At 42.3% G+C, this 21,984-nt stretch carries 19 protein-coding genes; 14 read left to right on the top strand and 5 right to left on the bottom strand.

Annotated elements, in window-relative coordinates; genetic code table 11:
- The first annotated feature begins 147 nt into the window (after positions 1 to 147).
- From NLP_RS12085 to NLP_RS12110, 6 genes are all read left to right on the top strand, one after another.
- Positions 148 to 2,820: a BamA/TamA family outer membrane protein gene (locus tag NLP_RS12085; RefSeq protein ID WP_104906618.1), complete on the top strand. Its 2,673-nt coding sequence runs from the start codon at positions 148 to 150 to the stop codon at positions 2,818 to 2,820.
- Positions 2,821 to 3,024: 204 nt separating this feature from the next.
- On the top strand, positions 3,025 to 3,873 hold the full coding sequence (lpxC, locus tag NLP_RS12090; protein WP_104906619.1) for a UDP-3-O-acyl-N-acetylglucosamine deacetylase: 849 nt from the start codon (positions 3,025 to 3,027) through the stop codon (positions 3,871 to 3,873).
- 98 nt (positions 3,874 to 3,971) lie between these two features.
- Positions 3,972 to 4,502 carry a 3-hydroxyacyl-ACP dehydratase FabZ gene (fabZ, locus tag NLP_RS12095; RefSeq protein ID WP_104906620.1) on the top strand — a complete coding sequence of 177 codons (531 nt, stop codon included), beginning with the start codon at positions 3,972 to 3,974 and terminating at the stop codon, positions 4,500 to 4,502.
- A gap of 311 nt (positions 4,503 to 4,813) precedes the next feature.
- Entirely contained in the window at positions 4,814 to 5,632 is an 819-nt protein-coding gene (lpxA, locus tag NLP_RS12100) for an acyl-ACP--UDP-N-acetylglucosamine O-acyltransferase (protein ID WP_104906621.1), read from the top strand.
- Positions 5,633 to 5,852: 220 nt separating this feature from the next.
- Entirely contained in the window at positions 5,853 to 7,019 is a 1,167-nt protein-coding gene (gene lpxB, locus NLP_RS12105) for a lipid-A-disaccharide synthase (protein ID WP_104906622.1), read from the top strand.
- 182 nt (positions 7,020 to 7,201) lie between these two features.
- Positions 7,202 to 8,458, top strand: coding sequence for a DNA cytosine methyltransferase (locus NLP_RS12110; protein WP_442946650.1), 1,257 nt, complete (start codon positions 7,202 to 7,204; stop codon positions 8,456 to 8,458).
- A gap of 31 nt (positions 8,459 to 8,489) precedes the next feature.
- Here NLP_RS12110 and NLP_RS12115 read toward each other — a convergent pair whose 3' ends face one another.
- Both NLP_RS12115 and NLP_RS33065 read right to left on the bottom strand, forming a co-directional pair.
- On the bottom strand, positions 8,490 to 9,455 hold the full coding sequence (locus NLP_RS12115; protein ID WP_104906624.1) for an aldo/keto reductase: 966 nt from the start codon (positions 9,453 to 9,455) through the stop codon (positions 8,490 to 8,492).
- A gap of 464 nt (positions 9,456 to 9,919) precedes the next feature.
- Positions 9,920 to 10,333 (bottom strand): TonB family protein, encoded by a 414-nt coding sequence (locus NLP_RS33065; protein WP_158680352.1) that lies wholly within the window; start codon positions 10,331 to 10,333, stop codon positions 9,920 to 9,922.
- A gap of 100 nt (positions 10,334 to 10,433) precedes the next feature.
- Between NLP_RS33065 and NLP_RS33070 the strand changes: the two genes are divergently transcribed.
- Positions 10,434 to 11,114 (top strand): hypothetical protein, encoded by a 681-nt coding sequence (locus tag NLP_RS33070; RefSeq protein WP_158680353.1) that lies wholly within the window; start codon positions 10,434 to 10,436, stop codon positions 11,112 to 11,114.
- 90 nt (positions 11,115 to 11,204) lie between these two features.
- Positions 11,205 to 11,345 (top strand): hypothetical protein, encoded by a 141-nt coding sequence (locus NLP_RS33075; RefSeq protein ID WP_158680354.1) that lies wholly within the window; start codon positions 11,205 to 11,207, stop codon positions 11,343 to 11,345.
- Between the two features lie 486 nt (positions 11,346 to 11,831).
- Here the strand turns inward: NLP_RS33075 and NLP_RS12125 are convergent, their stop codons facing one another.
- Together NLP_RS12125 and NLP_RS12130 are read right to left on the bottom strand one after the other, a co-directional pair.
- Positions 11,832 to 12,995, bottom strand: coding sequence for a hypothetical protein (locus NLP_RS12125; RefSeq protein WP_104906626.1), 1,164 nt, complete (start codon positions 12,993 to 12,995; stop codon positions 11,832 to 11,834).
- Positions 12,996 to 13,179: 184 nt separating this feature from the next.
- Positions 13,180 to 13,695 (bottom strand): hypothetical protein, encoded by a 516-nt coding sequence (locus NLP_RS12130; RefSeq protein ID WP_234017288.1) that lies wholly within the window; start codon positions 13,693 to 13,695, stop codon positions 13,180 to 13,182.
- A gap of 236 nt (positions 13,696 to 13,931) precedes the next feature.
- On the opposite strand from NLP_RS12130, the gene nfi reads away from it, so the two are divergent.
- From nfi to NLP_RS12165, 6 genes are all read left to right on the top strand, one after another.
- On the top strand, positions 13,932 to 14,597 hold the full coding sequence (gene nfi, locus NLP_RS12135) for a deoxyribonuclease V (protein ID WP_104909854.1): 666 nt from the start codon (positions 13,932 to 13,934) through the stop codon (positions 14,595 to 14,597).
- 107 nt (positions 14,598 to 14,704) lie between these two features.
- The gene (locus tag NLP_RS12140; protein WP_104906628.1) at positions 14,705 to 15,256 is read left to right on the top strand and encodes an FHA domain-containing protein; all 552 of its coding nucleotides are present in this window, start codon (positions 14,705 to 14,707) and stop codon (positions 15,254 to 15,256) included.
- Positions 15,257 to 15,338: 82 nt separating this feature from the next.
- A complete protein-coding gene (locus NLP_RS12145; RefSeq protein ID WP_104906629.1) occupies positions 15,339 to 17,297 on the top strand; it encodes an FHA domain-containing protein in 1,959 nt (652 codons plus the stop codon).
- Between the two features lie 525 nt (positions 17,298 to 17,822).
- Positions 17,823 to 18,554, top strand: coding sequence for a class I SAM-dependent methyltransferase (locus NLP_RS12155; protein ID WP_104906630.1), 732 nt, complete (start codon positions 17,823 to 17,825; stop codon positions 18,552 to 18,554).
- A 281-nt stretch (positions 18,555 to 18,835) separates the two neighbouring features.
- Positions 18,836 to 19,366, top strand: coding sequence for a hypothetical protein (locus NLP_RS12160; protein ID WP_104906631.1), 531 nt, complete (start codon positions 18,836 to 18,838; stop codon positions 19,364 to 19,366).
- A 262-nt stretch (positions 19,367 to 19,628) separates the two neighbouring features.
- On the top strand, positions 19,629 to 21,395 hold the full coding sequence (locus NLP_RS12165) for a tetratricopeptide repeat protein (protein WP_104906632.1): 1,767 nt from the start codon (positions 19,629 to 19,631) through the stop codon (positions 21,393 to 21,395).
- A 72-nt stretch (positions 21,396 to 21,467) separates the two neighbouring features.
- Here NLP_RS12165 and NLP_RS12170 read toward each other — a convergent pair whose 3' ends face one another.
- On the bottom strand, positions 21,468 to 21,965 hold the full coding sequence (locus tag NLP_RS12170; RefSeq protein ID WP_104906633.1) for a pentapeptide repeat-containing protein: 498 nt from the start codon (positions 21,963 to 21,965) through the stop codon (positions 21,468 to 21,470).
- Between the last annotated feature and the right edge of the window lie 19 nt (positions 21,966 to 21,984).

The raw sequence follows: 21,984 nt of genomic DNA on the forward strand, positions 1-21,984 counted from the left end.
ATTATATTTAACTTTTGCCTTTTGCCTTTTGCCTTGTAAAGTAAAAAAGCAAAAGAAAAAAATTATGTTTTGAGTTTTACCTTGGGCATAAGGGCATTATTGCCTTGTGATGGTGTGTGTGTGGTCGTGAAGAGGAATATAAGTAAAATGCGTTTATCTCCCGTATTGCTGGCAGCAGTAGCAATTGCAGCCCCTTTGGGTGGCTCATTGAGTGCGAATGCAGAAACCGCCAACAATTCCAAACAGTCAACAGAAGTTTTGACACTAGAAAAAAATCAACACTCAGAAAAGGACACTGGTCAGGTTAACTCTAGTAAAAGTCTAGAATCTCAACCTAAATCTACAGCAAGTATAGAGGCAGAGCGTCTAGAATCCCGCGTCGTCGCAATTTACCCTGCCAACCCAGCAGCAAGCGCGACCCCAAAGGTAATTGTGCCAACCTCCACAACGCCAACAACTGCACAAACCCCTGAAATCAATCCTAGCCCTACTCAACAGCCGTCTCCGGCTCCAGACATTCCACCGCCAGAAATTCAACAACCAACGACGCCTTCTCCAACTCCTGAGACCACTCCAGTCCCAGAAAATGTAAATCCACCGACAACGGAACCTTTATTACCCACAACTCCAGAACCATCATCCACTCCAGACATTCCCTCCCCAGCTATTCAACAAAGAACACCTACGTTATTCCCAGGCGCTACTCCCAGTCCGCAGAATGTTAATCCACCGACAACTCCGGGCAATACTCCATTCCCAGGCGCTACTCCTAGTCCGCAGAATGTTAATCCACCAACAACTCCGGGCAATACTCCATTCCCAGGCGCTACTCCCAGTCCGCAAAATGTTAATCCACCGACAACTCCGGGCAATACTCCATTACCAGCCACTACTCCCAGTCCGCAGAATGTTAATCCACCGACAACTCCGGGCAATACTCAACCCAACACAGCCCCAGAAGCTAACGATCCCCGCGTACTGGTATCAGAAGTAGTAGTTAGATCCCAGGCTGGCCAACTATCACCAGAACTGGAAAGCCAAGTTTACAGAGTAATTCGTACCCAACCAGGACAAACGACAACCCGCAGCCAACTGCAAGAAGATATTAACGCCATCTTTGGTACTGGCTTCTTCTCCAACGTCCAAGCAGCGCCAGAAGATACCCCCTTGGGCGTGCGGGTAAGCTTTGTTGTGCAGCCTAACCCCGTCCTCAATAAAGTAGAAGTGCAAGCCAATCCTGGAACTGGTGTCGCTTCAGTCTTACCAGCTAATACTGTGGATGAAGTATTTCGAGAGCAGTATGGCAAAATCCTCAACTTGCGTGACTTGCAAGAAGGCATCAAGCAGTTAAACAAGCGGTATCAAGATCAAGGTTACGTCCTAGCCAACGTGATTGGAGCGCCACAAGTCTCTGAAAGCGGAGTTGTTACCTTACAAGTAGCAGAAGGGGTAGTAGAAAACATTAGAGTCCGGTTCCGCAACAAAGATGGTCAGGAGACAGACGAAAAGGGACAACCAATCCGGGGACGGACACAAGATTACATCATTACACGAGAAGTGGAGTTGAAGCCAGGACAAGTATTCAATCGCAATACAGTGCAAAAAGACCTACAGCGCGTGTATGGGCTGGGACTGTTTGAAGATGTGAATGTGTCCCTTGACCCTGGTACTGACCCCAGCAAGGTGGATGTAGTAGTGAATGTAGCTGAACGCAGTAGTGGTTCTATTGCGGCTGGGGCAGGGATTAGTTCTGCTAGCGGACTTTTTGGAACAGTAAGTTATCAACAGCAAAACCTGAATGGTAGGAACCAAAAACTGGGGACAGAAATACAGGTGGGAGAACGGGAACTGCTGTTTGATGTGCGGTATACAGACCCCTGGATCGCAGGAGATCCTTATCGGACTTCCTACACAACCAATATTTTCCGCCGCAGTTCTATTTCGTTGATTTTTGATGGTCAAGATGAAGACATTAGGACGTTTAATCCAGGTAATCCCACCGATGTAGATTCTCAGGATCGCCCCCGGATTCTCCGTCTAGGTGGTGGTGTCACCTTTACCCGTCCCTTGTCTGCCAATCCTTATAAAACTTCTGTCTGGACTGCCTCAGCGGGTTTACAGTATCAACGAGTTTCCGCCCGTGATGCTGATGGCAATCTTAGAAAAACAGGAGCGGTATTTGATGATGATAATGGAAACCGCATCAGTGAGGAAATTCCATTGACCCTCTCTAGCGGCGGTCAAGACGATTTATTACTGTTTCAAGTAGGGGCACAGCGCGATCTCCGTAATAACCCCCTGCAACCCACTAGCGGTTCTTATCTCCGCTTTGGAGTCGATCAGTCAGTCCCTGTGGGGCTAGGCAACATTTTACTCACTAGATTCCGGGGTAGCTATAGCCAATATTTACCCATAAAGTTAATTAGCCTTAGCAAAGGGGCACAAACCTTAGCATTTAACCTGCAAGCAGGAACGATTCTCGGTGACTTGCCTCCCTACGAAGCTTTTACCCTTGGGGGTAGCAACTCCGTCCGCGGTTATGAAGAAGGAGCATTAGGTAGTGGACGCTCTTATGTGCAAGCATCAGTTGAGTACCGGTTTCCAGTTTTTTCAGTAGTCAGTGGCGCACTATTTTTTGATCTCGGCAGTGACCTGGGAACTAGTACTAGGGCCGCTGAAGTGTTGAACAAAAATGGCAGTGGCTATGGTTATGGTCTTGGCGTTCGCGTCCAGTCTCCACTGGGGCCAATTCGGATTGACTACGGTATCAACGATGACGGTGATAGCCGGATTAATTTCGGTATTGGCGAAAGATTTTAATTTGTCATTAGTCATTAGTCATTGGTCATTAATGAATAACAAAGGACTAATGACAATTCTCTTTCTTAATGAGCTTGCTAATTTTTACATTTACCTCAATACTGTTCCGATAAAGGGATTAATGAGAATTTTTCAGGGAATATCAGGGATTTTACCAAAATAGACGATGAACAATACTAAAGGAAATATATTGACTTTTTGGCTATGCGACAGCACACTCTAGCAGCCCAAATCACCCAAATAGGGGTGGGATTGCATAGCGGTGTGAATACCCAAGTGCGGATACTACCAGCTGAGGCGGGAAGTGGACGCTACTTTGTGCGGGTGGATTTACCGGATTTGCCGATAATTCCAGCCCAAGTTGCGGCAGTTAGTCACACTGTTCTCTCAACTCAGTTGGGTAAGGGTGAGGTATATGTTCGCACGGTAGAGCATTTGTTGGCAGCACTTTCGAGTATGGGTGTGGATAATGCCCGGATTGAAATTGATGGTCCAGAAGTCCCACTTTTAGATGGTTCAGCAAGTGTGTGGACAACCAATATTGCCCAAGTTGGCTTAGTCTCACAACCCGTTAACAACCAGGTTTCCTGGGCTATTACAGAACCAATATGGGTCTATCAAGGGGATGCCTTTGTATGTGCCCTTCCAGCACCAGAAACCCGCTTTAGTTATGGTATTGATTTTGACCTGCCTGCCATTGGGAATCAATGGTATAGTTGGTCACTAACTACTGAAATAGGAAAAGCTTCTGCTAGCTTTGCTGCGGAAATTGCTCCTGCTCGTACTTTTGGGTTACTGCATCAAATTGAACACTTACAAAAAACAGGGTTAATTAAAGGTGGTAGTTTGGATAATGCACTCGTTTGTGGGCCAGAAGGGTGGCTAAATCCACCGTTGAGATTTGCAAATGAGCCAGTCCGTCATAAAATCTTGGATTTAGTAGGAGATTTGAGTTTACTAGGAACTTTTCCTCGTGCTCATTTTTTAGCGTATAAAGCCAGTCATAATTTACACATTCAACTGGCTCAAAGAATTTTAGATTTGGGATTTTAGATTTTGAATTAGAACTAAAACCTAAAATCTAAGCTTATTAAGCTTTGGATATACGCCTACCTACTCAACTTTCAGATAAAAAATCAACTACACGGCCAATGTCAATCCTCACTGAAGTGAATACTATCGATACGACTACACCTACATCTACTGAACCACAGGCTATAAATGAGATTACAATCAGTTCTGAGATTAAAACAACTTTCACATCTGAAGAAATTCAGAAATTGCTACCCCACCGCTACCCATTTTTACTTGTAGACAAAATAATTGATTACGTTCCAAGTAAAAAAGCTGTTGGGGTTAAAAATGTCACTATCAACGAACCCCATTTTCAAGGGCATTTCCCTGAACGTCCACTGATGCCAGGGGTGCTAATTGTTGAAGCAATGGCACAAGTTGGGGGCATTGTCCTAACTCAAATGTCTTCGGTAGAAGGCGGGCTGTTCGTCTTTGCTGGTATCGATAAAGTCCGCTTTCGCCGCCAGGTCGTGCCGGGGGATCAACTAGTAATGACGGTGGAACTGTTATGGGTAAAACAACGTCGTTTCGGTAAGATGCAAGGTCGTGCCGAAGTTGATGGTCAACTTGCTTGTGAAGGGGAATTAATGTTTTCTTTAGTTAGCTAAAAGTTTGCTTTCGTGGTACGGGCATAGCCGTGAAATGCCCCTACTGAATCCTGAAAAAGGATAACAGTTAAAAAAATCCACAACAGCATCTGATAATTTCTTGATTTTCGCCACCCTCTCTACGAGACGCACTCACAAACACACTTAACTTGCTTTGCCCGACACTTTCGTTCACTGAAATGCTTCACGCTCAACAACGCCAGTCGCCTCAATGGGGCGGTAGTCGGTACAACTGTCTTAACCAGAGTAACGCGCTGCCTCAAAAACCCCGCCTGGCGCTGGATTATTAAGACAGTTCTGGAGATTCACCCTTGAAAACGCTAATTCATCCAACTGCTGTAATTCATCCGAAATCGGAACTCCACCATACAGTGCAAGTCGGTGCCTATGCTGTGATTGGAGCGCATGTCAAAGTGGGCCCTGAAACAATAATCGGCGCTCATGCAGTGCTAGAGGGGCCTTGTGAAATTGGGGCGCAAAATCAGATTTTTACAGGTGCAGCCATCGGCATGGAACCCCAGGATCTGAAGTTTGTAGGAGAACCAACCTGGGTCAAAATTGGTGATAACAACTTGATTCGTGAGTACGTTACCATTAACCGCGCTACCGGTGCCGGTGAAGCGACGATAATTGGCGATGGGAACCTACTGATGGCCTATGTCCATGTGGCTCATAACTGCGTCATTGAAGACCAAGTAGTGATTGCTAACTCTGTGGCGTTGGCAGGTCATGTCCATATAGAGTCACGCGCTAGGCTAAGTGGGGTTTTAGGTGTCCATCAATTTGTGCATATTGGTAGACAAGCAATGGTGGGAGGTATGGCACGTATTGACCGTGATGTGGCCCCATATATGCTAGTGGAAGGAAATCCAGCGCGGGTGCGAACCCTCAATCTTGTTGGACTCAAACGGTCTGGTATGGACTCAGCAGATTTACAAATGCTGAAAAAAGCCTTCCGCATTCTCTATCGTTCTGATTTGTCTTTTAAGGATGCTTTGGAACAGTTGGAATTGTTAGGGGATAGCGAAGAATTGCAGCATCTGCGACGCTTCCTGCTACTTTCTCAGATGCCTGGAAGACGTGGTTTGATTCCCAGTAAAGGGAAAAAAGGCGCAAGTGATGAATCGTGAGATGTAAGATATATCATGTCTGTCCAATTACCCACAAGCACCCCACCCCCAACCCCTCCCTGCAAGCGAGGAGGGAGCAAAAGCGTAGCTGGTGGGACGGGATTATGAGGAATTGTGGTTAATTTTCCAGACATCATACATTTATGAGTTATGAGTTGATGAATTAAATTTTTAACTCCTCACTCTTAACTCCTAATTTTTACTAATTACCAATTATCAAATGCGGATATTTATCAGCACTGGGGAAGTATCTGGCGATTTACAAGGGTCGCTACTAATTTCAGCGCTGAAGCGTCAAGCTGCGGCGATTGCGTTGGAATTAGAGATTGTGGCGCTGGGTGGCGAAAAAATGGTAGAGGCTGGGGCAACTCTGTTGGGAAATACCAGTAGTATTGGCTCAGTGGGTATTCAAGAAGGGCTGCCTTATGTTTTACCGACTCTCCAGGTGCAACGACGGGCGATCGCTTTCTTAAAACAAAATCCACCTGACTTAGTGGTGCTAATCGATTATATGACTCCCAATCTGGAAATTGGGACTTATATGAAACAGCAATTACCAGATGTGCCTGTGGTGTATTACATCGCTCCCCAAGAGTGGGCTTGGTCAATAAGTTTGCGTAGAACTAAGCGGATTGTTGGTTTTACAGATAAGCTGTTGGCAATCTTCCCACAAGAAGCCCGTTACTTTCGCGAGAAAGGCGCAAAAGTTAGTTGGGTAGGACATCCTTTGGTTGACCGAATGCAAGATGCTCCTAGTAGGGAAGCAGCTCGTGCAACACTGGGGATTGCACCAGAAGAAATTGCGATCGCACTCCTCCCCGCCTCTCGCCGCCAAGAACTAAAATATCTTTTACCAATTATTTTTCAAGCTGCCCAAACTATTCAAGCTAAATTACCTGAAGTTCGTTTCTGGATTCCCCTATCGCTGGAAGTCTATAGACAGCCAATTGAAAAGGCTATTGAGCGTTACGGTTTGCGGGCGACAGTTATATCAGGTCAACAAATGGAAGTTTTTGCCGCAGCTGATTTAGCTATTAGCAAATCTGGTACTGTCAATCTAGAACTTGCTCTGTTAAATGTGCCACAGGTTGTAGTTTATCGCCTCAGTCGTCTGACTGCGTGGATAGCTCGGAAAATCCTCAAAGGTTCTATAACCTTTGCATCGCCACCTAATTTAGTAGTGATGAAGCCGATTGTGCCAGAATTTTTACAAGAGCAAGCCACACCAGAGAATATTATCCAAGCAGCGATGGAACTGCTACTCAATCCCAGTCGCAGAGAGCAAACTTTGCTAGATTATGAAGAAATGCGGCAAAGTTTAGGAGAAGTTGGGGTTTGCGATCGCGCTGCTCAAGAAATTCTGCAAATGCGACCAAATAATTCGTAATTCGTAATTAAAGATAGAGAATCAATCAGTTTATTTATGAGTAAAATTAAGTGCGAACCACCTGTTTTTGCCAGAAGCCGCATTTATCCATAGGGTAATTACGAATTACGTTAGCGCAGCGTTAGCGAGGAACAAGTGTCATTATAAATTACTAATTACATTGGGGTGTCATGGCTTATGAGATGAAAAAACAAAGAGCGATCGCAGTTGACTTATTTGCGGGCGCGGGCGGTATGACTCTTGGCTTTGAGCAAGCTGGCTTTGATGTGCTGGCGTCTGTAGAAATTGACCCGATCCACTGTGCAACACATGAGTTTAACTTCCCTTATTGCTCAGTGCTATGTAAAAGTGTTGTGGATACAACGGGGGAAGAAATTAGGAATCGGTCTAAGATTGGCGATCGTGAAATTGATGTGGTAATTTGTGGCTCACCATGTCAAGGATTTTCCTTAATCGGTAAACGGGCTGTTGATGACCCCCGAAATTCTTTGGTGTTTCATTTTCATCGACTGGTTTTTGAGCTAAAACCAAAATTCTTTGTGATGGAAAATGTCCGGGGGATTACAGTTGGCGAACATAAACAAATCCTGCAAATCTTAATTAGCGAATTTAAAATATCTGGCTATCAAGTAGAAGAAAATTACCGAATTCTCAATGCTGCAAATTACGGAGTACCTCAGTCCCGTGAGAGATTATTTCTCATAGGTGCAAGGGAGGATGTAGAGTTACCAAAATATCCTCAGATGATTACTCAACAAGCATTACCAAATATTTTAACTTCTAAAAAAATATCTGATATCCCATTGAGTCCAACAGTATGGGATGCAATTGGAGATTTACCTGAAATAGAAAAGTATCCTGAGTTACTAACAAGAGATTGGGTTGTAGCAGACTACGAAAAGCCTAGTAATTATGCTCTTGTACTTCGCGGTATCAAATGCCTAGATAATGATTATTCTTACAAACGAGAATATGATTTGCGAATACTTTCTTCAAGTTTAAGAACCAAACATTCTACAGAAACTATTCAACGTTTTCAGGATACTCAACAAGGCGAGAGAGAAAAAATTAGTCGTTTTTACAAGCTACATCCTGGTGGTGTCTGTAATACTTTAAGAGCCGGAACAGATAAATATAGGGGTTCTTTCACATCTCCAAGACCAATTCATCCATCTACGCCGCGCTGTATTACCGTCAGGGAAGCGGCGAGATTGCATTCTTACCCCGATTGGTTTAGATTTCATGTAACCAAATGGCACGGATTTCGGCAAGTCGGTAACTCTGTACCACCTTTACTAGCAAAGGCTGTAGCGTCAGAAATTATTAGCAGTTTAAATATTTCGCCTTTTAAGCCGAGTTTGGGGTACAAGTTGCCAGAGGAGAAGCTATTACAATTTAATATGTCGCAAGCGGCACAATATTATCAGTGGGACTGGTAAAAATACACTTTGTAATATGTGCAAGGTTGGTCTAAGTCCAAGCACGGAAGAATGTACTATCTTCCCAGACATTAGCAGCTGCCAGTGCGATCGCTGTCAATTCTTGCTCCTTGAGGGGTACAAAAGCCTGCGCTATCTTGACATTATTCTCTAATTGTGCGACTGTCTGTGCTGCAATCACGCAACAATGAACTCCAGGCTGAGACAGTGTGTAACCTAAAGCTTCCTCCATACCTGTCAACCCACCTGATTTAAACAGCCGACCATAAGCCGGGACTTTCATCGCAATCACACCGACATTTTTTTCTTGAGCAACTGGTAAAACTACCGGGATAAATGGACGTGGGTGGTGTTTGTCGGCGGCATTCACAGGAATCAGTGTAGTGTGGAAAGGATAGCGACGTAACCCTTCGGCAATTACTTGAGGGTCGTGATGTCCGGTAATACCAGCAAAGCGCACCAATTTTTGTTGTATGGCTTCTTCTAAAGCTTTAATTGCACCAGATGGACTAAAGATGGTGTCGAGTTCTTCCGAAAAAGAGACGTGATGCAACTGCCACAAATCGAGATAATCTGTATTGAGACGTTTAAGCGATCGCTCCAATTCTCGCCATGCACTATCCCGATCTCTTTGATCGGTCTTGCTTGCTAGAAACAGCTTTGAGCGATGGGGTGGTAGCACTTTACCTAAATAATCTTCACTCGGCCCATAACTAGCTGCTGTATCAAAGTAGCGAATGCCAAGTTCCAGCGCTCTTTGAACAATTGCCGTAGCATCACCCTCTTTTCCTTCGCCGCCGGATAGCGGAAATTGTCCTGCTCCTAACCCGAAGATAGGCAGATTTACTTCCGTGCGTCCCAGTACCCGTTCTGGCATAGTTGCTGGCAGTGTTGCAGTGTTAGTAGTATTTTGCCCAAAAGCATTAGTTGCCACAATACCTCCAGTTACAGCAATGCTAGTAATTAGGAAATTACGCCGCGTTTTTCCTTCTGTCATGATTGGCTTCAGGGGCGAAATTACTTTTATTCTAATATCTTAGCTAGGAAGATTTAATCTGAGAAAGCAAAATTACTGATAGATTGGGAACATTCTGAAACCGCTGCTCATTGGTTACAAAAGTACGCTATTTAACATTAAGGTAAAGTCAGTATAATACCAGCGTAAGTGTATCTAGTTTTGTAGTTTTTGATACATAAAACCAGCTGAAAACTTTATCTTAATATCAATTTTTCATTCAAAATAGGACGAATTGTCGCAAATGATTGAAAAAACATGGGTCAAATAGCTTTTTACGTTTTTGAACCACATAAAGACGAAAATATCAATCCCACCCCTTGGCTCAGTATAGTGATTTTGAACTTATTTGTGCTTTGGGTGAACCCCAAAACTACCGTGTCAATAGGGTTTGAGATGCGCTTACCTGGGTATAATACATGATTGAATTAATTGCTTACCTGTTGTTAGTCACCGTCCCCCGATAAATTTAGCTGCCCATAGACATTGATATCAAATGTAAATTGAATAGGGAGCTGGTTACTGGTATATCCTGTGGGCAAAGGTGCAAAGGGTGCAGCTCGCTGTATAGCGTTGAGCGCTGCTTGATCAGTGACGCTGAATCCAGAGGTTTGTGCGAGCTGGAGATTGCTTAGTTGCCCGGAACGGTTAATAGTGAAGTTAAGCACTGTTCGCCGGGAAGACTGGCTCACTTCTGGTAGCCACTGCTGCTTGACTTGTTGCTGTAGTTGGTTTAAGTAGGAGGTGATATCTATATCTTGACTGCTAGCATCAATACCAGAAGGAGCTTGATTATCTCGGTTGGAATTAGGTAAGGCTGCCAGATAATTACCGCTAAAATTCCGACTAGATACACTCACAGTACCACCCAGCAAGCTTGCTGCACCTGTTTTCAGAGATGACTGAGCTATAGGTGTTCGCCCACTTAAGAGTCTTCCCGACTGGCTTAAGTTTTTAGGATTGGGTACTGATGATGTAATAGCAGGTGCAAGCGCTGTTTTTCGGGGTAGGGCTGGTGGTGTGGTATTAGGCGCTACTACTATTTTTTTAGGTTTGGCTGCTGGTGGTATTGTTGCTTTTGCGATCGCAGTTGGCTGTGGTTTGGTTGCTAGTGGTATTGTTGCTCTTGCGATCGCAGTTGGCTGTGGTTTAGCTGCTAATGGTATTGTTGGTCTTGCGATCGCAGTTGGCTGTGGTTTGGTTGCTAGTGGTATTGTTGCTCTTGCGATCGCAGTTGGCTGTGGTTTGGTTGCTAGTGGTATTGTTGCTCTTGCGATCGCAGTTGGCTGTGGTCTGGTTGCTAGTGGTATTGTTGGTCTTGCGATCGCACTTGGCTGTGGTTTAGCTGCTAATGGTATTGTTGGTCTTGCGATCGCAGTTGGCTCAACTTTGGGTGCTAATGGTATTGTTGCTCTTGCGATCGCAGTTGGCTCAACTTTGGGTGCTAATGGTATGGTTGGTCTTGCGATCGCAGTTGGCTCAACTTTGGGCGCTAATGGTATTGTTGCTCTTGCGATCGCAGTTGGCTCAACTTTGGGTGCTGGTGGTATTGTTGCTCTTGCGATCGCAGTTGGCTCAACTTTGGGTGCTAATGGTATTGTTGCTCTTGCGATCGCAGTTGGCTCAACTTTGGGTTGTTGAGGAGATAGATTTGGTGATTCCGCTTTCTGCTGCTTTAGTTCTGTCCGGAATACCTCTGCTGAAGATAAGGTTGTTGAGTCAAAAGGACTCTTGCTAGAGGCTTTATGTGCATCTGAATTAGCAGACTTCACAGCAGAAACAGGTCTTTTTGGTAAAGCTTTACCACCTGCAATTGAATTTTTAGTAGCCCTGAATGAGGTTTTTTGGGGTATGTGTGTTTCATTGGGATAAACTTCAACTACCTCAATTGGAATCTCTTGCTTAGGCTCAGGCATGAAAGCTGTGAACCAATATTTGCTCCCTATCAGTAAAATAGAGTGTAGAAGGATGGAACTAACTAGACCTGGGAGGATATCGAGGGGACGCACGCTCCGATAGCGCTGAAATTCATGAGAAAAAGCCATGTTATTGTGCTTTTGCGTGATAGATAACAGCCTCAACAGTCTATTTACTGTCTTCTAACTTAGAGGATATCGCATCTGATTCAGGCAAAACAAACGAGATATTGGATAATATCTTTTTTAAACTCGATCGAGCCGAAATAGTCAACTGTACCGACTTCAGGACATTGGGCAACATACAAATCTTCTTTGTGAAGAATCGCGGTTAATGTTCTGGTCTTCATAGGGTTTTATTTTGATCCGGACAGTCGAGCGATGCCTACGACGGCAAGCTACGCACTGCTATTTTCTAGTTTAGCTTTCAGGTACGATCGCTTTACTTATTACCAAGGGAATTTTTCTGAGCGTAGTTGAAATTTCTTTGATATTCACTGATTTTTTGTTGAGCTACTACATAATTTGGGCTAGAAGATGGCACGGCTTTCATAAGTGCGATCGCAGCTTGCCACTGACTCACAACTATTTTCCACTCATCTGGAGATTTCGCTGATTGAGTCAGGTTAGCTGCATTAATTGCTTTACTTACTGCCTCTCGGAATGTATCAGCTTTAAGTAACACAGTCGGCGATTCTGAAATCACTGGTGAGGGTGTAACTAATACAGGCTTTGATGGTATTTGTGTTGAACTTTTAGAAGTTAGCGGGAAGATTTCTACAAATCTTGAAGAAAAGTATATTCCTAGAGAAATTGAAAATATTATAAAAACGAACAACAACGTTTTGTTTAAATTACGAGCCTTCCGTCGATTCTCTATAACTGTATTTTTTTGATTATCTGATAAAATATTTGATTTTATTGTGTGTAAACCCATTTCCCCACGCAATCTATTAAGTTCTTTTTCTGTATTTAAATTAATGTTTGATTCAGTTGTATCCTTTTTTTTGTTGCCATAATAAGCAGATATTATTCGGTCTCTTACCAAACATTTAATCTGATAAATCAATGCACCCGCAGAAATATAGAATAATCCAAATATTAATATTAGATTACTGTTAACATTTTCTATTTGTGTATAGTATTCAACTTGTCTGTCGTAACTAGGATAAAATAATGGTAGAAGTATTGTAGAAAAGAAAGCTGCTATCAGTGTAGAAATTACAATTACAAGCCAAGCGTACAATCCTTCCCACCAACTCATTATTCCTGGTAATAATCCTTGTATTCTACCTATTTCGGGTGCTTGAATTTCTGATACAAACCGACTAATAAGTAAGTATAAGCAGTGATGAGTCAAAGAAATTATCGGAATTGGAGATAAGATTAATAATATTGTAAATATAAAAAATAATTCTGGACTGTGTACAAAATATACGATGTTATAGCCTATTTTTCCAGCATTTTTGACTATAAATATAATAACTCTCAAAAATAGAGTCAAAATCAATGCTTTTAACCAAGAACTAGGATAAGGAAACCATAATGGCCAGTAAAATTTTTTTAGTTTTTGCTTAGTAACGTGCTGATTATTCGGCTGCTTCATAACCAATAAATGCAAAAAAATGATAAATTAGCGTCTATCTTATGGTTGACCATCTACACCTATAAGCAATATTGTCAGAAATTTTATATCTCTATATTTAAATTTTAGTTAGATTTGTTATATCTCTATATAAAATCCAGACGTGAGACTTTTTTCTACATGATTACATAAGGTCAATGAAATACTACCGTTCTTTAGTAATCACAGAACTACCATTAGTAATGCTTACTTTTTGAATAAAGACATCACTACAAGATGATAAAATATCAGTGCTGATTTGATTAGCAATCAACTCAAAATCTTGATTTGTTAATCCTTGTACAGGATCACCACTTAAGTTAATACAAATAGTTAGGAGTTGAGGATTACTGGCAGACTCTTCATTATCCACTGCTTCTGCTATACCCAAATCAAACTCTTGACTCCAAACTGGAAACTCCTTACCCGTTTGTTGTCCATAAACTCTCACTATTTCAACAGATGCAGCCTCTAAAGCCGTTAACCCTTTGCGGATAAATGCAACTAAAATTTGCTGATTTGGTACTTCGGCAGATTCTAGCATTACCTCCAAGCAAGCATCTTTAAAGGCAACTTTTGCAGCGATCCCTTTGGGGTGTAGCTGGCGGTTCATCAGAGATGCGATCGCCTGGGTATCTCCCTGTTTTGCAAGTTTTAGAATATTTGGCTGTGTCATAACCATTAAAAGAAAAAAGCTCAGAAAATAAACTTATATTCTTAGGATTCCCTCTTGACAGCCTTAAGTAACATTATGATGCAAGAGATCAGCTAACCTGGGCTAAAATGTCTAGTATAAAGATAGTCATTCACAGACTTTTACAAAAAATATATTTTCTCTGGATCGACATCAAAAAATCTTGTTTTTGTGCTTGCCAAATTAACAAGATTAATATGAATCAGTTAATTCCAATTTTAAATATGAAGTTTGATCGAGATCATGATTGGCCCTCGACGCTAGAAGAAGCCATAGTTATCCAAGAAACGCTGCAAAATCAAGTAATTACTGAGGATCAACTGCAAGAACCGATCCAGTACGTTGCTGGAGTAGATATGGGTTTTGAAGCTGATGGAACCATTAGCCGTGCAGCGGTTGCAGTTCTGAGTTTTCCGGATTTGCAAGTAATCGAGACAAGCCTAGCACATCGTCCTACAACCTTTCCTTATGTTCCTGGGTTCCTCTCATTTCGGGAAATTCCAGCTGTCCTTGATGCCCTGGAAAAGATTAAAACAACACCAAATATTATCTTGTGTGATGGTCAGGGAATTGCTCATCCCCGTAGATTAGGTATAGCTAGCCATTTAGGGTTACTTATAGATATGCCGACAATTGGGGTAGCTAAGTCTAGGTTGGTAGGTAAGCATGAAGAATTGGCAGAAACCAAAGGCAGCACGCAACCACTGATATATAACGGTGAAACCATTGGGGCAGTTTTGCGATCGCGCACAGGAGTAAAACCTCTATACATCTCCAGTGGTCATCGAATTAGTTTACCGACAGCGATTGACTATGTATTGCGCTGTACGCCCAAATATCGGCTGCCAGAAACTACACGCATTGCTGATAAACTAGCGTCGGCGAGATAAAGCTTGTTGAAGATTTTTCTAAATACTTGCTTGCACCGACTCAATCGTGTTAGGAATCGCACAGAAAGAAGTTGAAGTAGCTAAATACGATTTACGAAGTTAGAACAATGAACGCACTAACTTTACAGTGGCACGATGCAGGTCAAGATAAAACTCAGAACATTTACGAACAACAGCCAAGTCAAAATCCTGGCACTGTCCGCATCGGTCGCGACCCCCTCCGGTGCGATATTGTTCTGAGTCACCCTACTGTCTCTGGACTGCACGTTGAAATATTTTTTCATCACCAGCAACAACGCTTTTATATCAGGAATTTGCGATCGCAAAATCCTCCTGTTGTCGATGGACGGCAATTAGTCCAAGGTGAAATGCCTTTAACTGAGGGCACTGGCATCTCTTTGGGACAAATAAAACTAAATGTTACAAGCGTTTCCACAAGTAGCATTCCAGCAACAATTTTGCTACCACCCAATCCAGCAATAAATCTCGAACATCACCACCATCTACCAACACCTTCCGCACCGCCCCCAGGAGTTTATGGCTTAGAATGCCCCAAATGTCATAAAGTTTCCCCAGGAGAGAATCTACAAATTGGTTGTCATTGGTGTGGGACATCTTTAGCTGCGGCTGTGAGTGTGTTGGTAGCACGGGGTAGTTGAGAAGGAGGGTAGGAGGAGCAGGGGAAGAATTCCTAACTCTTAACTTAATGACCAATGACAAATGACAAATGACAAATGACAAATGACAAATGACTTACAAATCCAATTGAGTTGGGAAGAACCAGCGACGGGTGAACGGCGAGAACCACTGTTAAATATGCCGATCGCTTTTGGTCGAGAATTTGCTCGCTTACCTGCTGAACTTAGGGGAGTGCGTGTTTCTCGGATGCTACTTAACAGTAATGAAGTCTCTCGCTATCATGCCCTAATCGACTGGGAACAAGACCATTTAGTAGTGATTGACCAAGGTAGCGTTAACGGTGTCTATGTCAATGGTCAACCACAAACGCGTAGTGTTTTGGTTAATGGCGATACGTTGCAAATTGGCCCATATTTGATCGCAGTGACATTTGGTGCTAACGCCTCTGCGGCAGATACCACCCCCCCTTCAACGATTCACTTCAACGCAAATACCAATCGCCCAGACCCCAGCTTGCTTGTAGTTCAGCCGCTAACGCCCGTGGCAAGTAATTTCCCGCCATTGGCGTTTCAGGCACAAAAGGTTTCTGTGCAAGCACTTCATGCTGCGGGATTACCAGTAGATGAATCTGATTATCTAGCGATCGGGGCAGGATTGGGTAGCTTTTTATGGGCTGATTTGCTGAGAATTAGTGGTGTGCGTGCTAAGAAGATTGTGGTTTTGGGATTAGAGGCAGAACCTTATGCTCGTTACAAACGCCTCTGTTTGAATTCACAAATTCCTTTATATGAAAGACTGCGTTCTAATTCTGACTCTTGTCCCGATAATATTTGGGGTTGGCCTAGTTATGCCTTGCGTGAAGCTTGGGGTGACTTAGCCAAGAAAGAGATAAAATCAGCATTCAAGTATTTATGGCAAGTGTTTGCCGAACCAACATTTGCAGAAACTTATACTCCTCGTGCGGGTAATGTCTTTGATTCCATCGACAGGGAAACGAAGCGCATAGGCTGGAATCAAATTTATCGCTATGGGCGAGTTAGGGTAATTCGCAAAACTGATGACGGTAGATATTGCGTAGCCTATTCTCGCGGCCCAGGAAATTATGCTTTTTTAGTTAGTCGTTATTTACATTTAGCTACTGGGTATCCAGCTATTCAGTTTCTCCCAGATTTGCAAGCTTATAGGGAAAAATATCAAGATTTTAAATCTGTCGTCAATGCTTATGAAGCTCACAATCATGTTTATGAGCAACTAGAGCAACAAGGTGGTACGGTATTGATTCGGGGGCGGGGAATTGTGGCTTCGCGGATTGTGCAACGGATTTATGAAGCTAGAAAGCGAAATCAGAATATTGCAGTTTTGCATTTAATGCGATCGCCTAAACCCCAAGGCAACAAATTTCAAAATGCCCAACGCTTAGTCAAAAATCATTACGAATTTCAACCCTTTAACTGGCCGAAAGCCTGTTGGGGCGGTGAACTCCGGGCAATGTTAGAAAAAGCCACCCCCGATGAACGCAAACGTTTACTAGCAGACTGGGGTGGAACTACCACCGCCGACCGCCAAGACTGGCAGAAAATTACTGCTCAAGGGTTAAGCGAAGGCTGGTATCAAATTACCTTCGGTGAGGTGCTGGATGTGGAACGAGATGCCCAAAACCAGACTATTACCCATATCCGAGAACAAAGCTTTGGAGAAATGAAATTGCTAGCTGATTTTATTATTGATGCTACTGGACTGGATGCCAAGGTAGATGCCAATCCCCTATTAGCAGATTTGGTGAAACATTACAATCTCCCAGTCAATCATTTGGGGCGATTGACTGTAGCGAACAATTTTGAATTGGTAGAAATGCGTAGCGATCGAGGTCAAATGTATGCGGCTGGGGCTATTACTTTAGGTGGGCCTTATGCCGCAGTTGATAGTTTTTTGGGCTTGCAATACGCCGCATTAGTCGCCGTTGATGGACTCGCCGCCGCTCGTGCGCCTGGAGTCCAAAGGTTGAATACTATAAGTTCTTTTAGACAGTGGTTGAAGTGGGTGTTAAATCAGTCACCTTAGTATTAGGAGGCAGAAGGCAGGAGGGATAGAGTATTTATCTGGTTGTTTTGAGTAGCAAATCCCAACTTCGAGGATAAAAGGTGCAACTTCGAGGATAAAAAGTGCAACCTTGAGGATAAAAGGTGCAACGTCGAGGTTCAGAAGCTCAACTTTGAGGTTCAGAAGCTCAACTTTGAGGTTCAGAAGCTCAACTTTGAGGTTCAGAAGCTCAACTTTGAGGTTCGGAGGCTCAACTTTGAGGTTCGGAGGCTCAACTTTGAGGATAAAAGGTGCAACGTCGAGGTTCAGAGGCTCAACTTTGAGGTTCAGATGTTCAAGTGCGATCGCTTACGAACTGCAACACCACTTAATGTTGTCATCAGAAGTTTATTTTTATTTAGCTGGAGAGTTAAAAACGAACAACTGGTATTTTAATTTTTAGTATTTCACTTTTTTGTTAAGAAAGATGTGACTAATGTATAGCACCCCAGCATCGACTAGGGAGAATGAGATAATTTCTCTAATTTCCTATTGGTTGAGAATTTAATGACTGAGCTATATGATACTATTGGCGGTGTTTACGAACAGTTTAAAACTGTAGCCACATTGCCGATCGCCGAAAAATTTACACTATTTAAGATTCTTGGTAATTTTCAAGGGAAAACCATTCTAGACTTAGCCTGCGGTACTGGCTTTTATAGCAGATTGTTGAAAGAAGAAGGATCTGCAAAAGTTGTTGGTGTAGACATATCCAAGGAAATGGTAAACGTTGCACGCCAGCAAGAGATGAAAAATCCACTTGGAAATGAATATCAAGTGTTAGACATTGCCAAACTTCACAAGCTTGGCAGTTTTGATTTAGTTACTGCGGTTTATCTTCTTAATTATGCAGAAAACAAAGAGCATCTACTACAGATGCTTTGTAATATCCGCAGTAATCTAGCGTCAAACGGGCGTTTTGTCGCCATGACGATTAATCCGAGTTTCTCTTGGAAGAAATCAAATTCGACAAAGTATGGACTTACCGTACTCAAACAAGAACCTTTGTCAGAAGGCTTTTATTCGGAAGCGGAATTTCACACAAATCCACCATTTATTCTTAAATACTTTGGATTGAGTCAATCTATTTATGAATGGGCTGTAACAGAAGCCGGGTTTAAGAAGTTTTCATGGCATACTATAGAAATTCCAAAGCAAGCAATAGAAAACTACACAGAAGATTACTGGCAAGATTTTTTAGACAATTGCTTAATCATAGGTCTAAGTTGTGAGAATTAACCTGATTTTTCATGGGAACTTCTCATCCTAGTACTTCGTCACATCAACTTTAAATAAAATCAAGATTTAGGAGTGGTCAAGTTCAATGTGTCGCTCAACGATGTGCTAGCCAGAATCGAGTCGGGTAATACCTATGGTGTAAGCCTATAGTTTAGCTACCTTGCTAACTAAATAATCTAAAATTATATTAGCGATCGTCGCGCTCTGTTATCAGATAGCGCAATTTTAATCTCTTTCTAGAAAGAGAAATATATCTTCATCAATGGTTTAGATTAGCGATTATGAACTTTAAAGACATCTCCCCAAATTTCCCCCGTCGTCAAGTTATCAAAACTGCTCTCACTTTTGTGACTGGCTTAACCACGACATCACTGTTATCTTTTGCGATCGCCAAATCCACAAAGCCAGCACAAGCAATTGTTGTGCAACGACCAAATGAATTTGAACTTGAAGGTAAAGGTACTCACATCAAGTATTCAATTCTCAATGGAGTTCCACAACTTGATTACAAAACTCAAAATATTTCTGAGAATTTTAGTGGCGATCAAATTCAGACATTAGCTACTGATATCGGTACACTACTGACGATAATTATTAGCAAACCACCAAACCCTAATTTGGGAGGAAATATAGTTAAACTGAGCTTACTCTTACCAATTATCAACCTACCGATTGGGACTCGAGAAACTCCTGTTCAAACCGAAGCCATTTTAACCACTGAAAGAACATCAGGAATTATTCGTACTCCACTGTTTGGACAATTACAGTCATATCAAACTATAGCACTCACTGGAACCGCGAGATACCGCTAGATACGGTCTAATTTCTGAAATTAATTCTTTGGGAAAACAAATTATCAATTATCCCTTGATTAAGATTTCCTATTTGTGAAAAATCCCAGAACAGATCCTAAGTCTGTTATCTATCTAAGTAATGCTTCTTTTTAACACTGCTCTGGTGCAAATCCAGAGCATATTTATCTTGTACGCACCAAATTGATGCCACACAACAGTAAACAGAGAAGATTTCCCCATGAGACAAAGCTAGAATAAAAATAAACTTCACAAGCTATTTATGCAATGGGCTAATTTTCTAGCCAAAGAAGCTGCTACGAATGGCTTATCTCTAGAGCAGACGGCAGCTTTTGCAAAATATTTTCAGACAGAAAACTTAGGTAAAACTAAAGTTAAACTTGCCAGCGAATTAAACGTTGATATTGCTGCTTTCACAAAGCGGATGGGTGAGGTATATGACAAGTTTGCCCAGAATAATCCTGAGTTAGCTACTTTCAACAATCAAGACAAACTGGAAAAGTTACAAGCTTATCTGAGCGTAAAATATAATAGCGAATTGGATGTCCTCAAACCATTGGCGGCGATAAAATTATTAAAATCGCTAGTGGTTCGGGAACGACTGCAACAAGAAGCTTGGGTTGCGAGAAGAATTTGTAAATTTTTGGGATATTTACCTTTAGCCTTAGAGTTAGTGGGACGATATCTAGATAAAATACCAGATTTGTTTCTGGAAACACTGCTAAAGCGGCTAGAGAAGAAACGAGTGGAACATGAAACAGTAGTTAATGCTAACTCATTGATGCCTGATGAATACGGTGTAGCTGAAGTTTTTGAATTAAGTTGGGAACAATTGGATGAAAATGCCCAAAGCTTTGGCTGTTTGTTAAGTTTGTGTGCTTTAGCTGACATTCCTCTATCTGTTGAGACAGTAGAAGATGACAAAAAACAAGAACTCAACGAGAAAGCCATAGCCGATTTACTAGAGTTACATTTGCTACAACAGAAAAGCAAAGGAATTTATTGTCTAAATCCACAGATTCGGCAACTTTTCCGAATAAAGTTGGATAAGTCAAGTGAAGCGGATGAAGCAAAAACTAAATTTGCAGCCATGATGTTAGAGGTAGCAAAGCTAATTCCGCAACAGCTTAACTCTGAAGACATTCTCAACCTCACTCCACATATCCCGCACATTACAGAAGTTGCAACCCACCTATCCGAATATCTGGGCGATGAAAATCTAATCACTCTGTTTACCAAATTAGCCTGGTTTTATCAAAGTCAAGGACTTTATCAGCAAGCAGAATCTTGGTTGCAACGATGTGTAGAACTAACTCAAAATCGTCTTGGTTTAGAACATAGCGATGTCGCCACTAGTCTGAACAATTTAGGATTATTTTATGAATCTACAGGACGCTACAGCGAAGCCCAACCCTTGCTTGAGCAAACTTTAGCACTGAGAAAGCGCTTGCTAGGAGAAGAACATACCGATGTCGCCAGTAGCCTCAGCTATTTAGGATTAATCTACGAATCTACAGGACGCTATAGCGAAGCCGAACCTTTGTATCAGCAAGCTTTAGAACTGTGGAAACGCCTAGTGGGAGAAGAACATCCCCATGTTGCCACGAGTCTGAACAATTTAGGAGCATTGTACTGTTATACAAGACGCTACAGTGAAGCTGAACCCTTACTCAAGCAAGCATTAAAACTGAGAAAACACCTGCTGGGAGATAACCATCCCGATGTTGCCACCAGCCTGAACAATTTAGCACAACTTTACGAATCTACAGGAAGTTACAAGCAAGCCGAACCTTTGTATGAGCAAGCTTTAGAACTGAGTAAACGCCTCTTGGGAAATAACCATCCCGATGTCGCCATTAGCCTGAACAATCTAGCAGCACTCTACCGTTATACAAAACGCTACAGGAAAGCCAAACCTTTATTTGAGAAAGCTTTGAAAATTTGCGAACGGACTTTAGGTATAAGTCATCCGACAACTATGACGGTTCGGGCAAATTATGCCAGCTTTTTAAGAGAAGCATATCACTAGCGATCGCTGCGCGTAATTCGTAATTCGTTAAAAAAATATCCCCTTATCCACTAGCGAAGAAGGGGTTAGGATTTACTTACATCCTAAAGATTTGCGAGTCTCCACACCAGTTTTAGAATTCACACCACTTGCCTTAACACAAAGCTTTTTCACTTGTATTCCATCTAAAATTGCATTTGTAAAATCAGTACCTGTAATATCTACGCCATCAAAAGTAGAACGCAACATCATTGCATCAGTCAACACAGCATCACTTAAATCAGCATCCTTAAACCTTGTTAAATAGGCTATGCCTTCACTAAAATCAGCACCATGCAGATTTACTCTCTCCAATACGCTACTGTTAAATACGCCACCACGTAAGTCAGCATTGCTAAAATTAGCATTTTCTAATTTGAGATTGGTAAACTCAGTACCAATTAAGCTTTGACCAGAGTAATCCTTGCCCTTAAGTTCATCATTACCCACAGAACGGGTAATACTGGAAGAACTTGCAGCTTGCGCCGATAGGGGAAACAAAAAAAGAACCATAGCTAAGACAAAGCTAGCTAACAGTTGCGAATATTTCATAATCTCTTCTTAATAAATC

This window comes from Nostoc sp. 'Lobaria pulmonaria (5183) cyanobiont' (genome assembly GCF_002949795.1).
Lineage (GTDB): Bacteria > Cyanobacteriota > Cyanobacteriia > Cyanobacteriales > Nostocaceae > Nostoc.

Bases quoted from the DNA above. Each gene is read 5' to 3' on its own strand.
- NLP_RS12085 (WP_104906618.1), top strand. From the start codon at position 148: ATGCGTTTATCTCCCGTATTGCTGGCAGCAGTAGCAATTGCAGCCCCT.
- lpxC (WP_104906619.1), top strand. From the start codon at position 3,025: ATGCGACAGCACACTCTAGCAGCCCAAATCACCCAAATAGGGGTGGGA.
- fabZ (WP_104906620.1), top strand. From the start codon at position 3,972: ATGTCAATCCTCACTGAAGTGAATACTATCGATACGACTACACCTACA.
- lpxB (WP_104906622.1), top strand. From the start codon at position 5,853: ATGCGGATATTTATCAGCACTGGGGAAGTATCTGGCGATTTACAAGGG.
- NLP_RS12110 (WP_442946650.1), top strand. From the start codon at position 7,202: ATGAAAAAACAAAGAGCGATCGCAGTTGACTTATTTGCGGGCGCGGGC.
- NLP_RS12115 (WP_104906624.1), bottom strand. From the start codon at position 9,455: ATGACAGAAGGAAAAACGCGGCGTAATTTCCTAATTACTAGCATTGCT.
- NLP_RS12125 (WP_104906626.1), bottom strand. From the start codon at position 12,995: ATGAAGCAGCCGAATAATCAGCACGTTACTAAGCAAAAACTAAAAAAA.
- NLP_RS12130 (WP_234017288.1), bottom strand. From the start codon at position 13,695: ATGGTTATGACACAGCCAAATATTCTAAAACTTGCAAAACAGGGAGAT.
- nfi (WP_104909854.1), top strand. From the start codon at position 13,932: ATGAAGTTTGATCGAGATCATGATTGGCCCTCGACGCTAGAAGAAGCC.
- NLP_RS12140 (WP_104906628.1), top strand. From the start codon at position 14,705: ATGAACGCACTAACTTTACAGTGGCACGATGCAGGTCAAGATAAAACT.
- NLP_RS12145 (WP_104906629.1), top strand. From the start codon at position 15,339: ATGACAAATGACTTACAAATCCAATTGAGTTGGGAAGAACCAGCGACG.
- NLP_RS12155 (WP_104906630.1), top strand. From the start codon at position 17,823: ATGACTGAGCTATATGATACTATTGGCGGTGTTTACGAACAGTTTAAA.
- NLP_RS12160 (WP_104906631.1), top strand. From the start codon at position 18,836: ATGAACTTTAAAGACATCTCCCCAAATTTCCCCCGTCGTCAAGTTATC.
- NLP_RS12165 (WP_104906632.1), top strand. From the start codon at position 19,629: ATGCAATGGGCTAATTTTCTAGCCAAAGAAGCTGCTACGAATGGCTTA.
- NLP_RS12170 (WP_104906633.1), bottom strand. From the start codon at position 21,965: ATGAAATATTCGCAACTGTTAGCTAGCTTTGTCTTAGCTATGGTTCTT.